Source organism: Thermus sp. KWY1, from assembly GCF_057547025.1.
Window position 1 is genome coordinate 30,712 of the sequence record NZ_BAAJPG010000009.1, and the last position, 17,906, is coordinate 48,617.

Genomic DNA, 17,906 nt, shown 5'->3' on the forward strand with positions numbered 1-17,906 from the left:
TCTAGTTTAGAACCTCCCACACCTCCTCGACATAGCGGTAAACCCGAGGAAGCCTCCGGGAAAGGTGCACCGCCACCTCGTAAGGGATGGTCCCCCGGGCCTCGGCCCAGGCGCAAAGCCCCGTGGGGCCGAAATCCGGGGAGAGTACCTCCAAGACTGCCTCCAGGGGCAAAGGCCCCGGGGAAAGAACCGTGGTCTGGTCCATGGAGATGCGGCCCGCCACCGGGTAAAGGTCTCCTTCGGGACCCTTCACGAAGCGCACCGCCCCCCGGGGAAGACCGTCGGCATAGCCCACGGGCAAGGTCAAAAGCCACTCCCCACCCTGGGCCACGTACTCCCCTCCGTAGCCCACCCGATCCCCCGGCCCCAGTTGCTTCACCAGGGTGGGCCGGGCGAGAAGGCGGAGGATGGGCTTTAGACCGAAACCCGGGATGAGGCCATAGAGGGCGAGACCCACCCGCACGTTCTCCCCCCCGTGCAGCAGAAGCCCGTAGGAGTTTTCCAGGTGGTAGAAGTAGCCTTCCCCCAAAGCCTCCCGCACCCTTTGGAAGCGGCTTCTCTGCACCTCCACGAAAGCCTCGTCCTCCCCGGCGGTGGCCAGGTGGGTGTAGACTCCCTCCACCCTTATCCCCAAGGCCTCCACCGCCAGGAGGGCATCCCTGGCCTTCTCCCAGGGAAAACCCACCCGGTTCATCCCCGTGTCCACCTTGAGGTGGGCCCTGGGGGTCAGGCCCAGGGCCCAGGCCCTACCCGCCAGGGCCTGGGCTGCCTCGAGGGTGGAGAGGGTGGGCAGCAGGTTAAGGCGCAACACCTCCTCCGCCTCCAGGGGATGGAGGCTTCCCAACAGGAGGATCTCCCCCTCCACCCCGCCTTCCCGCAGGGTCCTTCCCTCGCCCACCGTGGCCACCGCCACCCGCCTGGCCCCCTTTTGGAAGAGGAAGCGGGCCAGGGGTAAGGCTCCGTGCCCATAGGCCTCGGCCTTGAGGACCGGGATGACCTCTCCCCTGGCCTTGGCCTTAAGGAGAAGCCAGTTGGCCTCGAGGGCCTTAAGGTCCACCTCTATCCAGGCGCGGGTCTTGAGGTACGCCGCGGCGTGACCCATGCTAATCCTCCAAAAGCCCCACAAAGCGGTGGGGATCGGGATCCAGCTTAAAGCGACGGCGGTCCAGGCGGGAAAGAAGCTCCCAAAGCCGCTCCGTGCTTCCCTTCAGGAGAAGGTGGAAGATGTACATCCCCTTCACCCTGGGCACCGGGGCAGGGGCCGGGCCCAGCACCTCCCCTTCCCGGGCCACCCCCTTCAGGGCGGAAAGGAGGCCATAGGCCTCCTCGAGGGCCCGCTCCTCCTTGCGGTGGGCCACCTCCAGCTTCACCATCCGCACCTTGGGAGGGTAATCCAGGGCTTCCCGCAGGGCCTTTTCCCTCCAGGGAAAGACCTCCACGCTTCCCTCCAAAAGCGCCTGGTGAGCAGGGTGGTCGGGGGTGTAGGTCTGGAGGACCAGAAGGGGCCTTCTCCCCGGCCTCAGCTCGGTGAGGGCCCAAAGCAGGCGATGGTACCGCTCGGCGGCGCGGAAATCGGAATCGTAGAGGAAGCCATCGGCATAGGGCAGGAGGACCAAGGCCAGCTCGGGGAGAACCGGGCCCCGGAGGAACGCGGTGGTGCCCACCACCACCCCTGGCTCTCCCTCGAGCAGGGGGCCCAGGTCGTCCTTCCCCTCTTTGGAGTAGCGGTACACGGGTAGGGAAAGGCGCCCCCTTAGCTCCTCCTGCAGCCATTCCAGCCCTGGCCCCTTGGGCTCGAGGAGGGGGGAACCGCACTCCGGGCACAGGACCGGGGGAGGCTCGCGGTGGCCGCACTGGTGGCAGACCAGCTCCCCCCTGCCCCCCTTGTGGTAGCGCAAGGGAAGGGCGCAGTTGGGGCAGGTGGGCTTGTACCCGCAGTCGGCGCAGAGGAGGAGGGCGCTATAGCCCAAGCGGGGAGAAAGGACCAGGGCCTGCCGACCCTTCTCCTCCACCTGCCTCAAAAGGGCCCAGGCCCTTCCCACGAGGGGATACCCCTTCTCCTTCCTCAAGTCCAACAGAAGAACCCTCGGCTTGGGTACGGGGAAGGCCAGGCCCGGCTTTTCCAATACCTCCACCGCGGGTACCAGGGAAAGGTAGGTGAGGGGCACTCCCAAAAGCCTCGCCCTGAGCTCCGCCAAAGGAGGCACAAAGGCCCGGGTCCCCGAGGGAAGCTTGTAGCTTTCGCTTCCCTCTTCCACCACCACCAGGGAATCCGGGGTGAAGGGGAGGAGAAGCCCGCCATAGGTGGCGAAGATCAAGCCCCCAGGCTGCCGAAAAAGGGCCTCCCTCGCTTCCCGGGAAAGGCCCCCATGGTACGGCCTGGCCTGGGGGAAGTGGCGGAGGAAGCGTTCCAAAAGGCTTACCTCGGGAAAGAGCACCAGGTGGCTTCCCTTGGCCACCAGACCCGCCAGGAAACGCATCCTCTCCCCAAGCCTCCCCCCGTTCAGCCTTTCGGGCCTTTCCGGAAGGAAGAGGGGCTTTAGGGGCTCGCCCGCAGGGGAAGGCTCCCTGGGAGTCCCGTAGCCGATATACCCCTCAGCGAGAAGCCTCTTCACCCGGCCCACCCCTACCCCAGCAGCCCGGGCCAAGGCTGCCAAACTCTCCGCCTGGCCCAGGGTCCAAAGGACCTGCAAAACAGCGTCCAGAAGAGGGTCAGGATGCCGCTTCTCCAGGGGGATGAGAACCTTTCTCCCCTCCTTAAAGGCCACCTCCTCCTGCAAGACCCCAGCCTCCCGCAGGTAATCCAAAAGCTTGGGGTCAAACCCCTTAGCCTCCTGCCAGGTGACAAGGCCCTCCAACCCCCTGGGCAGAAGGGCTGGGTCCGCCCCCGGGTAGAGGCGCACCCGGTGCCTTAGTTCGGGAAAAGGGGGCAGGAAATCGGCAAGCACCTGGCCCAAGGGAGCAAAGAGGTAACGGGCGGCTTCCTCCAGAAACAGGATCTCCTCCGGGCGCAAATAGGGCCTCGAGTCCAGATAGGCGATGGCGTGCCGCAAGGCATGGCTCGGCCTGCCCCCTTCCCCCACCACCACTCCCACCCGTACCTCCCCCCGCCAGGGCACCGCTATCCGTTTCCCCAGGGCTTCTTCCCCATCTACCCCCTCCTGGCCCAGGGGAGGCAGGTAGGTCATGGGGGGAAGGGGCAGGGGTAAGGCCACCTGAAGAAGGCGCATGCTGCCCATAGGATAAGGGGGATGCGGTGGGCGGTGGTGCTCTCCGGGGTAGCCCTCTACAGCGCCCTCTACGCGGTGGTGCCCTTGCTTCCCCTTCTGGAAAAGCTCTTCGCTGCCCCTCCGGGGGCTGCGGGTCCAGGCATGGGCCTGCCCCTTTTGCTTCTGGTGCTCCTTTCCCCCTGGGTACCCCGCCTGGGCCTGCCGGCAGGCACCCTGTTGGGCGGGGGCCTTCTCTTGGTGGGCCTAGGGGGGGTGCTCGGGGCCTTTAGTCCAAGCCTTCTCCTCTGGACCCTTTGCCGCATCCTCCAGGGGGTTGGGGCTGCCCTCGTGCCCACCTTGGCCATCGCCCTCATTCCCCTTCTCTTCCCCCAAAAGGCCTGGGAGATGGCCGGGGTGTACATGGCGGGGAATGTTCTGGGCGGGGGCATGGGCCGGGTGCTGGCAGGGGTTTTGGCCGAGGTCGTCGGGGTGAGGGAGGCCCTCTTCCTCCTTTCCCTGCCCGCTTTTCTCCTGGGTCTTCTTCTCATCCGGGCTCCTGCGGGGCTTCCCGCCCTGGGTAGGCCGCAATACGACCTTTCCGCCTTTCCCTTGTACCTGGCGGGTTTCATCCTCCTTTTCCTGAACCTCTTCCTGGCCAACCTCCTCCCCTACCGCCTTCTGGAGCTGGGCTTCCGCCCAGGCGAGGTGGGGCTCGTGTACCTGGCCTACCTCTTCGGCATCCCGGGAAGCGCCCTTTCGGGGCTTCTGGCCCGCCGGTTCGGGGCGGTGGCCACCTTTCGCCTGGCCTTCTCCCTGGTCCTCCTCGCCCTGGGGCTTTTGCTCCTGCCACCCCCGGGCCTGGTTCTGGGATTCGTGCTCCTCATGGCCGCCCTCTTCACCGCCCAAAGCCTGGCCTCAGGAGCTGCAGGAAGGAGGGGAGCGGGGGTAAGCGGCACCTACGTGGCCGCCTTCTACCTGGGGGGCACCCTGGCCGGGCTTCTTTATCCCTTCTTCCTCCATAGCTTCCCCCTGGCGGTGGCGGTGGGCGTGACCCTGGCCCTTCTCAACCTCCTCCTGGCTCCCGTCAGGTAGGCTCTTTGGTCCCGGAACCCTCCTACCCGCGCTACCATAACCCCATGGAGCTCCATGCCGCCGACCAGTACCTGGTAGCCCCTGGGGAGGTCGGGCTTCTTTCCGTGTACGAAAGGCTTTCCGGCACCCGGCTCTACCCTCCTTTCCCCCCGGTGGAGCTCCCTGGCGGGGTGGGGGGGCTTTTGGAACGGGGGGGGTTTGGCCAGACCTTCTTCTTTCCGGCGGAGGTCCTGGGCCTGACCTTTAAGACCCCCAAGGGAAGGGTGGTGCGGGCCGGGGGGGTGGTGGTGAAGAACGTGCAGGGCTACGACCTGGTGCGGCCTTTTGTGGGGAGTTTTGGCCTGTTGGGAAAGGCCCTCGAGGTGGTCTTTCGCCTGAGGCCGGGGCAGGCCTCCGTCTTTTTAAGGAAGCCCTTCACCGGAGAGTTTCCCGAGCTTACCCCCCATCCCCGCTTCCTCTTCGCCCTCCAGGAGGGAGGGAGGTGCTGGCTTTACGCCTTTCACTTCGGCCACGAGAAGGAGGTGGCCCGCTTCCAAGAGGCCTTCGGCGGGGAGGAGGCCAGACCCCTGGACCTGCGGCCCCTCTTCCCCCAGGGGATGGGGGTGGGTGAGGGTCCTCTCAAGGACCTTCGCTTCTCCTGGGCGGATGGGGGCAGGGCCCCGGAGCCTCCAGAGGCCTTCCGGAAGCTCGCCGAGGCGCTTTAGTTAGGGGATTTTGGTTTCCGCTTGGACTAAGCGGATGGAAACGGACTCCTCGACCTGTCCGGGGAAGGAGCGTAAGGAGGTGCCGCCATCTCCTTGCCCCACCCCCCCCACGCCCGGGACAGGGCAAGGTATTCTCTAAAGGATGCGGGAGCTCGAGCAAGAAGCCCTAGCCGCCATCCGGGAAGCCCGGGACCTCGAGGCCCTAAAAACCCTGAAGGCCCGCTACCTGGGCAAAAAGGGCCTCCTCACCCAGGAGATGAAGGCCCTTGCCCGCCTTCCCCTCGAGGAAAGGAAAGCGAAGGGCCAGGCCCTAAACGCCCTCAAGGAGGCCATCGAACGGGCCCTGGAGGAGCGGGAAAAAGCCCTGGTGGAAGAGGAGCTGAGAAGGGCCCTGGAAAGGGAGCGCCAGGATGTTTCCCTACCAGGGGTGGAGGTTTTCACGGGGGGACTCCACCCCATCACCCTCATGGAGCGGGAGCTGGTGGAGATCTTCCGCTCCCTGGGCTACCAGGCGGTGGAAGGCCCCGAGGTGGAAAGCGAGTTCTTCAACTTTGACGCCCTGAACATCCCCGAGCACCACCCGGCCCGGGACATGTGGGACACCTTCTGGCTGGAAGGGGAGGAGCATAGCCTTCCCGGTCCCTTGGGAGAAGAGGTGAGGGGCAGGCTCCTTCTTCGCACCCACACCTCCCCCATGCAGGTGCGCTACATGGTGGCTCACACCCCTCCCTTCCGCATCGTGGTGCCGGGGCGGGTTTTCCGCTTTGAGCAGACGGACGCCACCCACGAGGCGGTCTTCCACCAGCTGGAAGGCCTGGTGGTGGGGGAAGGGATCACCATGGCCCATCTGAAGGGAGCCATCTACGAGCTGGCCCAGGCCCTTTACGGCCCGGAGTCCCGGGTGCGCTTCCAGCCCGTGTACTTTCCCTTCGTGGAACCCGGGGCCCAGTTCGCCATCTGGTGGCCGGAGGGAAGGAAATGGCTGGAGCTGGGAGGGGCCGGGATGGTCCACCCCAAGGTCTTCCAGGCGGTGGACGAGTACCGAAAAGCCCTGGGCCTTCCCCCCGCTTACCAGGGGGTCACAGGCTTCGCCTTTGGGCTCGGAATCGAACGCCTGGCCATGCTCCGCTACAACATCCCCGACATCCGCTACTTCTTCGGGGGAAGGCTTAAGTTCCTGGAGCAGTTTCGGGGGATTCTATGAGGGTACCTTTCTCCTGGCTAAAAAGCTACGTGCCCGAGTTGGAAAGCCCCGAGGTCCTGGAGGAGCGGCTCGCCAGCCTCGGCTTTGAAACCGACCGCATGGAAAGGATCTTCCAGATACCCGGCGGCGTGGTCTTCGCCCGGGTCCTCGAGGCCCACCCCATCCCCGGCACCGGCCTGAAGCGCCTGGTCCTGGATGCGGGAAAGGTGGTGGAGGTGGTCTCGGGGGCGGGAAACGCCCGGGCGGGCATCGGGGTGGCCCTGGCCCTTCCCGGCACGGAGGTGAACGGGCTTAGGATCGGGGAAAGAACCATCCAAGGCGTGGTTTCCCACGGCATGGCCCTTTCGCCCAAGGAACTCGGGGTAGGGGAATACGGCGGTGGGCTTCTGGAGTTCCCCCCCGATACCCTTCCTCCCGGCACCCCCCTAGCCGAGGCCTGGCCGGAGGAGGAGGTGCTGGACATAGAGGTCACCCCCAACCGCCCGGATGCCCTGGGGATCCTGGGCCTGGCCTTTGATCTCCACGCCCTGGGCTACAGCCTGATTCTGCCCGAGGTGCGGCTGGGAACGGAGAAGGTGCCCCTACCCTTTGGCCTCAGGGTGGAAGACCCTCGCGGGGCCCTTCACTTCACCCTTTCCTACGCCTTTGGCCTCCAGGTGGGGCCGAGCCCCCTTTGGCTCCAACGCATCCTTTTCGCCTGCGGGATGAGGCCCATAAGCAACGTGGTGGACGTCACCAACTACGTGATGCTGGAACGGGCCCAGCCCATGCACGCCTTTGACCTCCGCTTCGTGGGGGAGGGTATCCTGGTGCGCCGGGCCAAGCCCGGGGAAAAGCTGGTCACCCTGGATGGCGTGGAAAGGGAACTCCACCTCGAGGACCTGGTGATCGCTGGGTACAGGGGGGAGGAAAGTTTCCCCATCGGCCTCGCCGGGGTCATGGGGGGCGCTGAAAGCGAGGTGCAGGAGGACACCCGGGCCATCGCCCTGGAGGTGGCCCAGTTTGACCCCGTTTCCATCCGCAAGACCGCCAGGCGGCATGGCCTCCGCACCGAGGCCAGCTACCGCTTCGAGAGAGGGGTGGACCCCTTGGGCCAGGTACCCGCAGCCCAAAGGGCCCTAAGCTTCCTCCAGACCCTGGCAGGGGCCCGGGTGGCGGAGACCATCCTGGAGGAAGGAACCCCCCAGGCACAAAGGCCCATTCCCTTCCGCCCCGCGTACGCCAACCAACTCCTCGGCACCCAGTACCCGGAAGAAGTACAGCTTGCCATCCTAAGGCGCCTGGGCTGCCGGGTAGAGGGGGAAGGTCCTTACCGGGTCACACCCCCCAGCCGCCGCCTGGACCTCGAGCTGGAAGAGGACCTGGTGGAGGAAATCGCCCGAATCCAGGGTTACGAAAGCATTCCCCTGGACCTTCCTGCCTTCTTCCCCGCCCCCGACAACCGGGGGGTGGAGAGGCCCTACCAAAGGGAGCGCCGCCTGCGGGAACTCCTTTCGGGCCTTGGCTTCCAGGAGGTTTACACCTATAGCTTCATGGACCCCGAGGAGGCTTCCCTCTTTCTCCTGCCCCCGCCCCCCTGGCGCCTCAAAAATCCCTTGAGTCCGGAAAAGGCTGCCCTGAGGACCCACCTCTTCCCCGGCCTCCTCAGGCTCCTCAAGGAAAACCTGGCCCTGGACCGCCCGGAAAGAGCCCTCCTCTTCGAGGTGGGCAGGGTCTTCGGGAAAGAGGGGCCTTGGGTGAGGGAGGAAACCCATCTGGCAGGCCTTCTCTTCGGGGAAGGCCTGGGGCTTCCCCATGGGGAGAAGCTTTCCGGCTACCCCCTCCTCAAGGGGCTTCTGGAGGCCTTTTTGAACCGGCTGGGCCTGGAGCTGAGGGTGGAGGCCCATCCCTACCCCTTCCTCCACCCCGGCGTTTCGGGGAAGGTGCGGGTGGCCGGGGAGGAAAAGGGATTCCTGGGCCAGGTGCACCCGGAGATCCTCAAGGCCCTCGAGCTTCCCCCGGTCTATATCTTTGAGCTCCACCTCCCCCTTCCCGAGAAACCCTTCCGCTTCCAGGACCCCTCCCGCTACCCCTTAGCCCTCAGGGACCTGGCGGTGGTGGTTCCCGAGGCCACGCCCTACGGGGAGGTGGAGGCCCTCCTTCGCCAGACAGCGGGACCCTACCTGGAAAGCCTACGGCTATTTGACCTCTACCAGGGCCCACCCCTTAGGGAAGGGGAGAAGAGCCTGGCCTTCCACCTGCGCTTCCGCCACCCCGAGCGCACCCTCAAGGACGAGGAGGTGGAGGAGGCCATGGCCCGCCTCCTGACGGCTTTGAGGAGCCGGGGCTGGGATATCCGGGGCTAGGCGGTAAACTGAGGCCATGCTCACCTGGGTGGATCTCCTGGCCCTACTGGGCTTGGCCGTGGCCCTGGCCTGGGGCTACCGGAGCGGCCTCCAGGGGGCCTTCGCCGGGCTTGGGGTGGTGCTCTACCTCCTCCTGGCCCAGGTGGGGCTTTCCGGCCCTTGGTGGAGTCTTGGCCTCGGGCTTCTCCTGGGGCTTCTGGCCAAAAGCCTCCCCCTTCCCTCCCTTTCCCAGGGCCTCGAGGTCCTCCTGGGCTCCCTGGGAGGGTTCCTTTTGGGCCTCTTCGTGGCCCTGGCCATCTGGACCAGCTATCCCTGGGAAAAAACCGCCGCCGGGAGCCTCCGCTACCCCTCCCTGAACCTTCCCACCCCGGTCTACGACGGGGTGAGCCAGAGCCCCTTCGCCCGGGAAGCCTTCCGCCTGGCCTGGACCGCCCCCTGGCTCAGGCGGGCCCTCGGCCTAGATCGGCCGTAAGGCTATCTAGGTCAGCCGTAAGGCTATCTAGAGGGCAAGAATCCGCGATAGGGCCAGAAGGGAGCGGTTGATGTCCTTCTTACGCTCCACCGCCTCCTTGAGGGGGGTGAGCTCCACCTCCCCCTCCACCTCCCCCACCATGACCCCGCTGGTCCCCCCAGCCAGGGCCTCCACCGCCGCCGCCCCCAAGCGGCTCGCCAGGATGCGGTCCTTGGCGGTGGGGCTTCCCCCCCGCTGGATATGGCCCAGGACCGTGACCCGGGCCTCCACCGGCACGTGCTCCCTTATGGCGGCAAGAAGCCCCGCCGCCCCCCCGGGATAGGCCCCTTCCGCCACCACCACGATGGAGCTGGACTTACCCCGGCGCAGGGATTCCAGAAGCCCCTCGGCGATGGCCCTGGGGTCCACGGGTTCCTCGGGCACGGCGATCACCTCGGCCCCCCCAGCCAGCCCCACATCCAGGGCAATGAACCCGGAGTCCCGCCCCATGACCTCGATGAAGAAGACCCGCTCGTGGCTGGCTGCGGTGTCCCGGATGCGGTCTATGGCCTCGAGGGCCGTGTTCACCGCGGTGTCAAAGCCAATGGTGTAATCGGTGCCGTAAAGGTCGTTGTCGATGGTGCCGGGCACCCCTACCACGGGGATCTTGTGCTCCTCCAAAAGCCGCATGGCCCCGCGAAAGGTTCCGTCCCCTCCGATGGCCACCAGGCCCTCGATGCCCGCCGCTTTGAGCTTCTCCGCCGCCTTGGCCCGGCCCTCTTCCGTGAGGAACTCCTGGCTTCTTGCGGTGAGGAGGACGGTTCCCCCCCGCTGAAGGATGTTGGCCACATCCCGCACCCCCAAGGGTACCATCTCCCCCAGGATCATGCCCGCATAGCCCCGGCGGATGCCGATCACCTCGAGGCCCAAGGCATAGGCCTGGCGCACCACCGCCCTGATGGCCGCATTCATCCCCGGGGCATCGCCACCGGAAGTAAACACCCCTATGCGCTTCATTCCCCCTCCTCAAAAGGCTCCTTCTCCCCTTCCAAAGCCAGGCGATAGGCCTCGTTCCTGGGAACCCCTCTCTGCAGAAGGGCCCGGAAAAGGGCCTTACCCTTAAGGCCCTGGGCTTTTAGCTCCTCCAAGAGCTGGTTGGCCTCCACGGGTGGCGCCTCCTTGGGTCCCAGCACCAAAACGAACTCGCCCCTCGGGTTTTGAAAGTGCCTCCAGGCCTCCTCCAGGGTCCCCCGGAAGATCTCCTCGTGCATCTTGCTGATCTCCCGGGCCACGGCCACGGGATGCCCGGGACCGTAGACCCCCATGAGGTCCTCCAGGGTTTTTTGCAGGCGATGGGGGCTTTCGTACAGCACCGCGGTCCTCCCTTCCCGGGCCAGGGCCCAAAGCCGTTCCTTGCGCTCCTTGCCCCCCTTGGGCAGAAACCCCTCAAAGGTGAAGCGGTGGGTGGGCAGGCCCGAGGCCACCAGGGCGGGGATGAGGGCGGTGGGACCCGGAAGCGCTTCCACCCGCCAGCCCCATTCTAACGCCAGCCGCACCAGCTCCGCCCCGGGATCGGAGATGCCCGGGGTGCCGGCGTCCGTGGCGTAGGCCACGTAAGCGTAAGGGGAAAGGAGTTCCCTGGCCTTTCCCATCGTGTGCTGGTCCAAGCGCAGGGTGGGGGTAGCGATGCCGTAGTGGCGGAGGAGAAGCCCGGTACGCCGGGTGTCCTCACAGGCCACCACCTCCACCTCCTTGAGCACCCTCAGGGCCCTTAGGGTGATGTCCTCCAGGTTGCCGATGGGGGTGGGTACCAGGACCAGGCGCACCTTAGAGGAGGATGGGCTTGAGAAGCTCCTGGACCTCGCGGAAGGTGAACTGGTACACCGAGCCCGAGGGCAGGGTGAACTCCAAAAGGTCCGGGCTTCCCGGGAAAAGGATGCGGCGCAGGGCCATGGGGCCCTGGTCGGTTTCCACATGGGCCGTCAGGTAGTCGGGCTCCAGATTGGGTTCGTCCTCGGCCTCCTTGGGGGGTTCCTCCCCCACTCCCTCATCCAAGCGGCGAAGGGCTTCCAAGAGATCGGCCTTAAGAGCCCGCACCTCCTCTTCCAAAGTGCCATCGGAAAAAACCAGAACCGCCTCCTCCCCTTCCCCATAGGCGGTAAGCCCCCAAAGGGCCTCCCCTTCCTCCTCGGGGGGGGCCTCCACCAGCTCCAGGGTGCCGTCGGAAAGCAGGCGCAAGACCGCCCCGCAGGCCTCGCAGTCCAGGAGGTCCCCCGCCTTGTACCCCTCCAGCTCCAGGGTTTCCCCGCATGCCGGGCAGACCATAAGCCTCCTCCAACCCCATTGTAAGCCGCTTAAAAAGGGCCTGGCCCTTCGGCCAGGCCCCGCCCTTTCCCAGAGGATTGGCCTCAACGGGCCCCGTAGCGGGCGATGCAGGCCCTCACCTCCTCCAGGGCCGCCTGCCGGTCCCGCCAGCCCGTGACCTTCACCCACTTGCCCTTCTTGGCCTCGAGGGCCTTGTAGGTTTCAAAGAAGTGCTGGATCTCCTGCTTAACCCCCTCGGGCACATCGCCAATGTCCCGAATGTGGTCCAGGCGCTGGTCCTCCGCCACCACCCCGATGACCTTGGCGTCCCCGCCCTTCTCGTCCTCCATGAGCAGAAGGCCCACCACCCGTACCTCCACCACCACCCCGGGCAAAAGGGGGTAGGTGGAGAGAACCAGGCCGTCCAGGGGATCCCCATCCTCGGCCAGGGTGGAGGGAATGAACCCGTAGTCCCCGGGATAGAACTGGGCTCCGGGAAGGACCCGGTCCAGCTTGATAACCCCAAGATCCGGATCGTACTCGTACTTGTTTCCGGAACCCCTGGGCACCTCGATGACCATGTTCACCACCTCGGGGGCACCCTTACCCACGGGAAGGCTCTTCAGGTTCGCCATAGCCCCCCCATTATACGAGGACCCCCGGGAAATCGGTGACCAGGGCATCCACCCCCCAGGCGGCCAGTTCCTGGGCTTGCTGGCGGCGGTTCACCGTCCAGACCAGTACCCGGTAGCGGGTCCTTAGCTCCCTCACCTTGGCCTCGCTGAGCAAAGAGGCCTCGGGATGCACCCATTCCACCCCCAGGCAGGGGGCCAGGGCCTCCGCCTCCTCGTGTTCATAAAGAAGGCCCAGGGGCCCCACCCCAAGCCGTTTAAGGCGCACCAGGGCCAAGGGATCAAAGGAGCTCACCCAGATCCTATCCGAGGGGTAACGGGCCAGGAGCCTGGCCAAGGCCTCCTCCCGGCCGTCGGTTTCCGGGGGAAGGCTTTTCAGCTCCACGTTGATCCAGGCTTCGGGGAAGGTCCTCAGCACCTCCTCGAGGGTGGGCACATAAGCCGGGAGCTCCCTAGAAGAAACCCCGCTAATAGGGACGCCTCCCAGGGTGAAGTCATGGTGCACCACCAAGACCCCATCCCGGGTGAGGTGCACGTCCAGCTCAAATCCATCCAGCCCAGCCCCCAAGGCCTGGCGAAATGCCTCCAGGGTATTTTCCACATAAACCTGGGCCTCGCCTTCCGCCAGGCGAGGGGCGCCGCGGTGTCCCAAGCGCAAGGGCACGAGGGGAAGTATACAATGGGGCCATGGGCAAGTATGAAGCGGCGTTTTCCCGCCTGGGCGAGGAAGCCCTGGCCAAGCTGGAAGGGCCGGGTGGCTTTCTGGCCGTCACCGAGGCCCACCTGGTCTTCGTGGACGACGCTGGGGTAAAGCGCCTGGAGCTGGCCAGGATCCGCCGGGTGGGTAAGGGAGAGGCCGGCACCCTCCTGGTGCAAGGAGAAGGGGATTCCCTGGTCCTCCCCCTGAGGGCCTTCCCCCTGGAGGAGCTCAAGGCCTTTCTGGAGGGGTTGAAACCCCACGTGGCCCGGGCCCGCAAGGCCACCTCGGCTCCAGCCCCCGGCCCTAAGGCCCCCCTGACCCAGGAAACCCCTCCCCCACCCCCTCCTCCCGAGCCCCCGAAGGCCCCGGTGTGGGAGGAGGAACCCCCTCCCAAACGGGATTCGGTGGAGCTGGCCCCGGAGCCGGAGTCCCCTCCCCCAGCCCCCACGCCCAAGGCCCAGGGGGGGAGGAACCCTTTGGCCCTCCCCTTAAAGGTCCTCTCCCTCCTCACCCTGGCCTACACCGTGGCCTTCGTGGCCCTGAACCCAGGGGTGGATCCTTGGGTCCTGGCCGGAGTTCTCCTAGGCGGGCTTGGTCTGGCCTTGACGGAGTGGTCTTCCTCTACCTCCTCGCGGTAGCCCTCCTGGGTCTTTCCAGCCTCTGGCCCAAGCTGGTCCCGAAACCCCAGCCGGTGCGGGTGGAAACCCTGGCGGAGGCCAGCTTTGAGCCCCCAGCCCCTGAGCCCATCAGCTTGAACCAGGCCAGCCTCGAGGAGCTCATGAGCCTCCCTGGGGTCGGCCCCGTGCTGGCCCAGAGGATCGTGGAGGGAAGACCCTACGCCCGGGTGGAGGACCTCCTGAGGGTCAAGGGCATCGGCCCCGCCACCCTGGAACGGCTCAGGCCCTATGTCCGACCCTAGGGCAGTCTTCCCCAAGCCTCCCCTCTCCACCTGGGGTCCAGGGGTGGACCTGGGTCTAGGCGGGCTCCTGGGAGCCTGGGGGCTTTTCCATCCCTGGGTCCTTCTCCTGGCGCCCTTACTCCTCCCCCTCCTCCGGCTTCCCTTCGCCCTCGGGCTCGTTTTTGTCCTCCTCCGGGGCCTCCTCTTCCCCGTACCGGAACCTCCTTACGGCATCCGCCTCGAGGGTGTCTTCACCCTCCACCAAGGCACCATCCTCTGGCAGGGGCACAGGCTCTGGGTGCAGCACTACCCAGGCCTGGAGGATGGCCGCTACCGGCTGCGGGGGTACCTGGTTCCACCCCAGGGCAAGCGCAATCCCGGGGGCTTTGACCAGCGCACCTGGCTCCTCTCCCGGGGGATAAGAGGGGTGTTTCACGTGGAACGGGCGGAACCCCTGGCTCCGCTTCCCGACCCTCGGGCTCCCTTCCGTGCCCGCCTGGCGCAGGGACTCTCGCCCCCTGCCCTCGAGGTCCTGGAAGGGCTGGTCCTGGGGGATAAAAGGGAACTGGAGGACACCTATACCCAGTTCCAAAAGGCAGGGCTCGCCCATCTTCTGGCCCTCTCGGGCCTCCACGTGGGCTTTCTGGTGGCAAGCCTGGTTTTCCTTCTCACCCCTTTGGGCCGATGGCGCTACCTCCTGGCCCTCCTGGCTCTACCCTTTTACCTCTGGCTGGCGGGGCCAAGCCCCTCCTTGGTGCGGGCCAGCCTCATGGCCGGGTTATCCCTCCTGGGCCTCTTCCTCGGCCTTGGAGCCGCCGGGGTGCTCCAGGCCCTGGGCCTCGCCCTCTTTCTCCAGCTCCTGTGGTGGCCCGCAAGCCTGCTAAGCCTTTCCCTCCAGCTCTCCTACCTGGCGGTTGCGGGGATCGCCCTCCTCCTGCCCGCCCTTCCCCGACCCCAGGGAGCGCGGGGGTACCTAACAGGAGCCCTTCTCACCAGCCTAGCCGCCCAGGTCCCCCTGGTTCCCCTTCTCCTTGACCGCTTCGGCTTCCTACCCCTCCTCTCCCCCCTCAGCAACCTCCTGGCCCTGCCCCTGGCCTCCCTCCTGGTACCCCTGGGATTCCTCAAGCTCTTCCTTGGGGGTCTTCTGGCACCCCTTCTGGAACCTTTGGCCAGGGCCCTCCTTCTCCTGGCCCAGGCCGCAAGCCGTGGCCCACTCTTAAGCTGGGGGGAAATCTCCCCTTTGGGCTTCGCCCTCTACTACCTTGGGCTTTTCCCCTTGGCCCTGGCTCTGCACCGGCTTCTCCCCTGGCGGAAAGCCCTCCTCCTTGCCAGCCTTCCCCTTCTGGTCAGCCTCCTCGCCTCCTGGCCCAAGCCCCTGGACCTCTTTGCCTTGGACGTGGGCCAGGGGGATGCCCTGCTGGCCCGGCTGGGTGGGGCCGAGGTGCTGGTGGACGGGGGCCGGCCCAAGCAGGGGGAAAAGGTGGTGCGGGCCCTAAGGGCCCTGGGGGTGGAGGCCCTCGAGGTCCTGGTGGCCACCCACCCCGATGCTGACCACCACGGGGGCCTCCTCAAGGTGGCCGAGGAGGTTCCCATCGGCCTCGCCCTCCTCTCCCCCGCCTTCCCAAAGGAGCACCCCCTGGTCCAGGCCCTGCAAAGCCGGAAGGTGCCCATCCTCTTCCCCGGAACCGGCACCCGCCTTCGCGTGGGAAAAGGGAGCCTCGAGGTCCTCTGGCCTCCTGGCCCGCAAGCAGATGACAACCAAAGCGGTCTGGTCCTCCTCCTGGACTTCGCCGGGCCCAAGGCCCTTCTCCTGGCGGACGTACCTGGGGAGGTGGAGGAAAGGCTCACTCCCCCGCAGGTGGCGGTGGTTAAGGTTAGCCACCACGGCTCCCGTACGGGCACGGACGAGAGCCTCCTGGAACGCATCCGGCCCCAGGCGGCCTTGATAGGCGTGGGAAGGAACCCCCACGGCCACCCCCACCCCGAGGTCTTGGAGCGCCTGGACCAGCATGGGGTAAGGGTCTACCGCACCGACCAAAACGGCGCGGTGCGGGTCCTTTTTGGCTACGCCTGGTAACCCAGCCGCTCTAAAAGGGACTCCAGCTCCTCCAGGGAGCGGTAGTGGATGACCACCTTCCCCCTCCTTCCCCCCACCACCCTCACCGGCAGGCCCAGGTGCCGGGAAAGCTCCAGGGAAAGGGGAGAGGGTTCCTGGGTTTTGCGCTCCCGTTCCCGCACCAAACGCTCCCGCAAGGCCTCCGCCTGGCGCACGGAAAGCCCTTTTTCCAGGATCTCCCTCAGGCCCCAAAGCCGGTCCTCAGGCTCCAGCATCAAAAGGGCCCGGGCGTGGCCCGCGCTGATGAGCCCCTGTTCCAAGGCCTCCAAAACCTCCTCGGGAAGCTGCAAAAGCCTCAGGACGTTGGCCACCGTGGAGCGGGCCTTACCCACCCGCTTGGCCACCTCCTCCTGGGTGAGGCCCAGACCCAAGAGGGCCTGGTAACCCCGGGCCTCCTCCAACGGGGTGAGGTCCTCCCGCTGGAGGTTCTCCACCAGGGCCACCTCCATGGCCTCCTGGTCCGTGAGGTCGCGGATGAGGGCGGGAACCTCCTTCAGGCCCGCCATCTCCGCGGCCCTAAGGCGCCTCTCCCCGGCCACCAATTCGTATCCCTCCCCCTTGGGACGCACCACCAGGGGTTGAAGCAAGCCTTTCTCCCGAATGGAAGCCGCAAGCTCCTCCAGACCCTCCTGGGAGAACCTCCGGCGGGGCTGGTGGGGGTTGGGCCGGATGGCGGACAGGGGAAGCCGGACCACCCCTCCGCCGCCCTTAGGCAGGAGGGCCTCGAGGCCCCTCCCTAAACCGCTAGCCTTCTTGGACACGGGCGATCACCTCCTCGGCCAGACGGCGGTAGGCGTGGGCCCCCGGCGAGGTGGGGGCATGCTGCGCGATGGTCCTGCCAAAGCTCGGGGCCTCTGCCAGCCGCACGTTCCGGGGTACCACCGTCCAGAACACCTTCTCCCCGAAGTGGGCCCGAAGCTGGGCCTCCACCTGCTGGGACAAAAGGGTCCGGCCGTCGTACATGGTGATGAGGATGCCGAGAAGCCTAAGGCGCGGGTTCAGCCGGGTGCGCACCTCGTCCAGGGTGGAGAGCAACCCCGCCACCCCCTCCAGAGCGTAGTACTCCGCCTGCACCGGGACCACCACCCCGTGCGCTGCCGCCAGGGCGCTCAGGGTGAGGGCGGAGAGGCTGGGGGGCACATCCAGGAGGGTGATATCGTACCCCTCGTCCCGTAAGGCCTCCCCTAGGGCCAGGGGCTTTTCCAGAAGCTCCACCGTGGCCCCCACCAGCTCCGGGGTGGCCGGCAACAAATGGAAACCGTCCACAGGTTGGACCAAGCCCTCCAAGGGTTCCCCCTGCAACACCTGGTACACCCCGCGCTCGGGCCGGAGCCCAAGGCCACTGGTGGCGTTCATCTGAGGGTCCAGGTCCACCAAGAGGACCTTCTTCCCCATGCGGGCCAGATAGGCGGCCAGGTTGATGGCGGTGGTGGTCTTGCCCACCCCCCCCTTCTGGTTCACCAGGGCAATCCGCCGCAACACCTTGGACCCTAGCATAAAGGATTTTTCTCGGGCACCCCCGGTCGCCGGGGATACCTGGCCGGGGTAGAGGCCTCCTTGGGCACCACCACCAGGTTCCGTTCCTCCTGGGCCACGGGAAGAACCAAGGAGTGGACGGTAACCGAGCCGCCTCCCAGGAGGGCTAGGGCCCTGGGCAAGGGGGCCACCTCCTCCGCCACCCTCGGACCCTTCTGGGCCACCATATACCCTCCGAGGGCCACGAAGGGCAGGCCCAGCTCCACCAAGACGCAAAGAGAAGCCACCGCCCGGGCCACCACCCGGTGGTAGGCCTCCCGGTGCTCGGGCATATGGGCCAGCTCCTCCGCCCGGCCCCAGAGGGGGTAGGCCCCCTTCAGCCCAAGGGCCTCCACCGCCTGGGCCACGAAGGCCACCTTCTTCTTGGTGGCGTCCAGAAGGGTGACCTCCAGCTCCGGGCGCACGATCTTCAGGGGAAGCCCGGGAAACCCCGCCCCCGTGCCCAGGTCCAGCACCCGCCATGGTCCCTGGAAGAGGGGCAAGGTGAGGAGGGTGAGGGAGTCCAGGAAATGCTTGACCACCACCTCCTCCTCCGTGCGCAAGGCCGTGAGGTTGGTGCGCCGGTTGGCCTCCATGAGGAGGTCGTAAAGGCGGGAGAAGGTGGAAAGGTGGGCCTCGAGGTCCAGCCCCAAGGCCTTTCCACCCTCCAGAAGAAGCTGAACGCCCTTTGGGCTTAGACCCACCTCCACCCCCGATGTTTCACGGGAAACATCCC

At 66.5% G+C, this 17,906-nt stretch carries 18 protein-coding genes; 8 read left to right on the forward strand and 10 right to left on the reverse strand.

Features of this window, described 5'->3' with window-relative positions; genetic code table 11:
* Position 1: 1 nt before the first annotated feature.
* Together alr and AC27GT_RS02260 are read right to left on the reverse strand one after the other, a co-directional pair.
* Positions 2 to 1,102 carry an alanine racemase gene (gene alr, locus AC27GT_RS02255; RefSeq protein ID WP_487223464.1) on the reverse strand — a complete coding sequence of 367 codons (1,101 nt, stop codon included), beginning with the start codon at positions 1,100 to 1,102 and terminating at the stop codon, positions 2 to 4.
* A 1-nt stretch (position 1,103) separates the two neighbouring features.
* Positions 1,104 to 3,230: a primosomal protein N' family DNA-binding protein gene (locus tag AC27GT_RS02260; RefSeq protein ID WP_464935937.1), complete on the reverse strand. Its 2,127-nt coding sequence runs from the start codon at positions 3,228 to 3,230 to the stop codon at positions 1,104 to 1,106.
* Between the two features lie 21 nt (positions 3,231 to 3,251).
* Between AC27GT_RS02260 and AC27GT_RS02265 the strand changes: the two genes are divergently transcribed.
* The 5 genes from AC27GT_RS02265 (at position 3,252) to AC27GT_RS02285 (ending at position 9,026) form a co-directional block, all read left to right on the forward strand.
* Positions 3,252 to 4,301: an MFS transporter gene (locus AC27GT_RS02265; protein ID WP_015718345.1), complete on the forward strand. Its 1,050-nt coding sequence runs from the start codon at positions 3,252 to 3,254 to the stop codon at positions 4,299 to 4,301.
* Positions 4,302 to 4,345: 44 nt separating this feature from the next.
* Positions 4,346 to 5,005, forward strand: a complete 660-nt coding sequence (locus tag AC27GT_RS02270; protein WP_015718346.1) for a DUF5639 domain-containing protein — start codon at positions 4,346 to 4,348, stop codon at positions 5,003 to 5,005.
* A gap of 142 nt (positions 5,006 to 5,147) precedes the next feature.
* Positions 5,148 to 6,209, forward strand: coding sequence for a phenylalanine--tRNA ligase subunit alpha (gene pheS, locus AC27GT_RS02275; RefSeq protein ID WP_487223465.1), 1,062 nt, complete (start codon positions 5,148 to 5,150; stop codon positions 6,207 to 6,209).
* The gene (gene pheT / locus AC27GT_RS02280) at positions 6,206 to 8,554 is read left to right on the forward strand and encodes a phenylalanine--tRNA ligase subunit beta (RefSeq protein ID WP_487223466.1); all 2,349 of its coding nucleotides are present in this window, start codon (positions 6,206 to 6,208) and stop codon (positions 8,552 to 8,554) included. Before pheS ends, pheT begins: the two co-directional genes overlap by 4 nt.
* 16 nt (positions 8,555 to 8,570) lie before the next feature.
* Entirely contained in the window at positions 8,571 to 9,026 is a 456-nt protein-coding gene (locus AC27GT_RS02285) for a hypothetical protein (protein WP_487223467.1), read from the forward strand.
* 27 nt (positions 9,027 to 9,053) lie between these two features.
* Here AC27GT_RS02285 and pfkA read toward each other — a convergent pair whose 3' ends face one another.
* The 5 genes from pfkA to AC27GT_RS02310 all read right to left on the reverse strand — a co-directional run bounded on the left by pfkA (position 9,054) and on the right by AC27GT_RS02310 (position 12,605).
* A complete protein-coding gene (pfkA, locus tag AC27GT_RS02290; protein ID WP_487223468.1) occupies positions 9,054 to 10,022 on the reverse strand; it encodes a 6-phosphofructokinase in 969 nt (322 codons plus the stop codon).
* Positions 10,019 to 10,831 carry a 16S rRNA (cytidine(1402)-2'-O)-methyltransferase gene (gene rsmI, locus AC27GT_RS02295; protein WP_487223469.1) on the reverse strand — a complete coding sequence of 271 codons (813 nt, stop codon included), beginning with the start codon at positions 10,829 to 10,831 and terminating at the stop codon, positions 10,019 to 10,021. The genes pfkA and rsmI overlap by 4 nt, the downstream gene beginning before the upstream one ends.
* 1 nt (position 10,832) lies before the next feature.
* Positions 10,833 to 11,330 carry a TFIIB-type zinc ribbon-containing protein gene (locus AC27GT_RS02300; protein WP_487223470.1) on the reverse strand — a complete coding sequence of 166 codons (498 nt, stop codon included), beginning with the start codon at positions 11,328 to 11,330 and terminating at the stop codon, positions 10,833 to 10,835.
* Between the two features lie 83 nt (positions 11,331 to 11,413).
* A complete protein-coding gene (locus AC27GT_RS02305) occupies positions 11,414 to 11,944 on the reverse strand; it encodes an inorganic diphosphatase (protein WP_219758912.1) in 531 nt (176 codons plus the stop codon).
* Positions 11,945 to 11,954: 10 nt separating this feature from the next.
* Positions 11,955 to 12,605, reverse strand: coding sequence for a glycerophosphodiester phosphodiesterase (locus AC27GT_RS02310; protein ID WP_487223471.1), 651 nt, complete (start codon positions 12,603 to 12,605; stop codon positions 11,955 to 11,957).
* Positions 12,606 to 12,628: 23 nt separating this feature from the next.
* On the opposite strand from AC27GT_RS02310, the gene AC27GT_RS02315 reads away from it, so the two are divergent.
* From AC27GT_RS02315 to AC27GT_RS02325, 3 genes are read left to right on the forward strand one after another with little or no spacing between them, the layout of a single operon-like run.
* Complete coding sequence (locus tag AC27GT_RS02315) at positions 12,629 to 13,279, forward strand: YcxB family protein (protein WP_267261829.1); 651 nt, start codon at positions 12,629 to 12,631, stop codon at positions 13,277 to 13,279.
* Positions 13,252 to 13,560, forward strand: coding sequence for a ComEA family DNA-binding protein (locus tag AC27GT_RS02320; protein WP_267261830.1), 309 nt, complete (start codon positions 13,252 to 13,254; stop codon positions 13,558 to 13,560). The genes AC27GT_RS02315 and AC27GT_RS02320 overlap by 28 nt, the downstream gene beginning before the upstream one ends.
* Positions 13,547 to 15,616 carry a DNA internalization-related competence protein ComEC/Rec2 gene (locus AC27GT_RS02325; RefSeq protein WP_487223472.1) on the forward strand — a complete coding sequence of 690 codons (2,070 nt, stop codon included), beginning with the start codon at positions 13,547 to 13,549 and terminating at the stop codon, positions 15,614 to 15,616. The genes AC27GT_RS02320 and AC27GT_RS02325 overlap by 14 nt, the downstream gene beginning before the upstream one ends.
* Here AC27GT_RS02325 and AC27GT_RS02330 read toward each other — a convergent pair.
* From AC27GT_RS02330 to rsmG, 3 genes are read right to left on the reverse strand one after another with little or no spacing between them, the layout of a single operon-like run.
* Complete coding sequence (locus AC27GT_RS02330) at positions 15,604 to 16,416, reverse strand: ParB/RepB/Spo0J family partition protein (protein WP_487223473.1); 813 nt, start codon at positions 16,414 to 16,416, stop codon at positions 15,604 to 15,606. The two genes, AC27GT_RS02325 and AC27GT_RS02330, sit on opposite strands and share 13 nt — an antisense overlap.
* Positions 16,400 to 17,152: a chromosome-partitioning ATPase Soj gene (gene soj / locus AC27GT_RS02335; protein ID WP_219758916.1), complete on the reverse strand. Its 753-nt coding sequence runs from the start codon at positions 17,150 to 17,152 to the stop codon at positions 16,400 to 16,402. The genes AC27GT_RS02330 and soj overlap by 17 nt, the downstream gene beginning before the upstream one ends.
* Positions 17,146 to 17,874: a 16S rRNA (guanine(527)-N(7))-methyltransferase RsmG gene (rsmG, locus tag AC27GT_RS02340; protein ID WP_487223480.1), complete on the reverse strand. Its 729-nt coding sequence runs from the start codon at positions 17,872 to 17,874 to the stop codon at positions 17,146 to 17,148. Before rsmG ends, soj begins: the two co-directional genes overlap by 7 nt.
* Between the last annotated feature and the right edge of the window lie 32 nt (positions 17,875 to 17,906).

What these genes read in the sequence shown, in the direction of transcription:
- AC27GT_RS02265 (WP_015718345.1), top strand. Translation starts at nt 3,252, where the DNA reads ATGCGGTGGGCGGTGGTGCTCTCCGGGGTAGCCCTCTACAGCGCCCTC.
- soj (WP_219758916.1), bottom strand. Translation starts at nt 17,152, where the DNA reads ATGCTAGGGTCCAAGGTGTTGCGGCGGATTGCCCTGGTGAACCAGAAG.
- AC27GT_RS02285 (WP_487223467.1), top strand. Translation starts at nt 8,571, where the DNA reads ATGCTCACCTGGGTGGATCTCCTGGCCCTACTGGGCTTGGCCGTGGCC.
- AC27GT_RS02270 (WP_015718346.1), top strand. Translation starts at nt 4,346, where the DNA reads ATGGAGCTCCATGCCGCCGACCAGTACCTGGTAGCCCCTGGGGAGGTC.
- pfkA (WP_487223468.1), bottom strand. Translation starts at nt 10,022, where the DNA reads ATGAAGCGCATAGGGGTGTTTACTTCCGGTGGCGATGCCCCGGGGATG.
- alr (WP_487223464.1), bottom strand. Translation starts at nt 1,102, where the DNA reads ATGGGTCACGCCGCGGCGTACCTCAAGACCCGCGCCTGGATAGAGGTG.
- AC27GT_RS02300 (WP_487223470.1), bottom strand. Translation starts at nt 11,330, where the DNA reads ATGGTCTGCCCGGCATGCGGGGAAACCCTGGAGCTGGAGGGGTACAAG.
- AC27GT_RS02315 (WP_267261829.1), top strand. Translation starts at nt 12,629, where the DNA reads ATGGGCAAGTATGAAGCGGCGTTTTCCCGCCTGGGCGAGGAAGCCCTG.
- AC27GT_RS02260 (WP_464935937.1), bottom strand. Translation starts at nt 3,230, where the DNA reads ATGCGCCTTCTTCAGGTGGCCTTACCCCTGCCCCTTCCCCCCATGACC.
- AC27GT_RS02305 (WP_219758912.1), bottom strand. Translation starts at nt 11,944, where the DNA reads ATGGCGAACCTGAAGAGCCTTCCCGTGGGTAAGGGTGCCCCCGAGGTG.
- AC27GT_RS02325 (WP_487223472.1), top strand. Translation starts at nt 13,547, where the DNA reads ATGTCCGACCCTAGGGCAGTCTTCCCCAAGCCTCCCCTCTCCACCTGG.
- pheS (WP_487223465.1), top strand. Translation starts at nt 5,148, where the DNA reads ATGCGGGAGCTCGAGCAAGAAGCCCTAGCCGCCATCCGGGAAGCCCGG.
- pheT (WP_487223466.1), top strand. Translation starts at nt 6,206, where the DNA reads ATGAGGGTACCTTTCTCCTGGCTAAAAAGCTACGTGCCCGAGTTGGAA.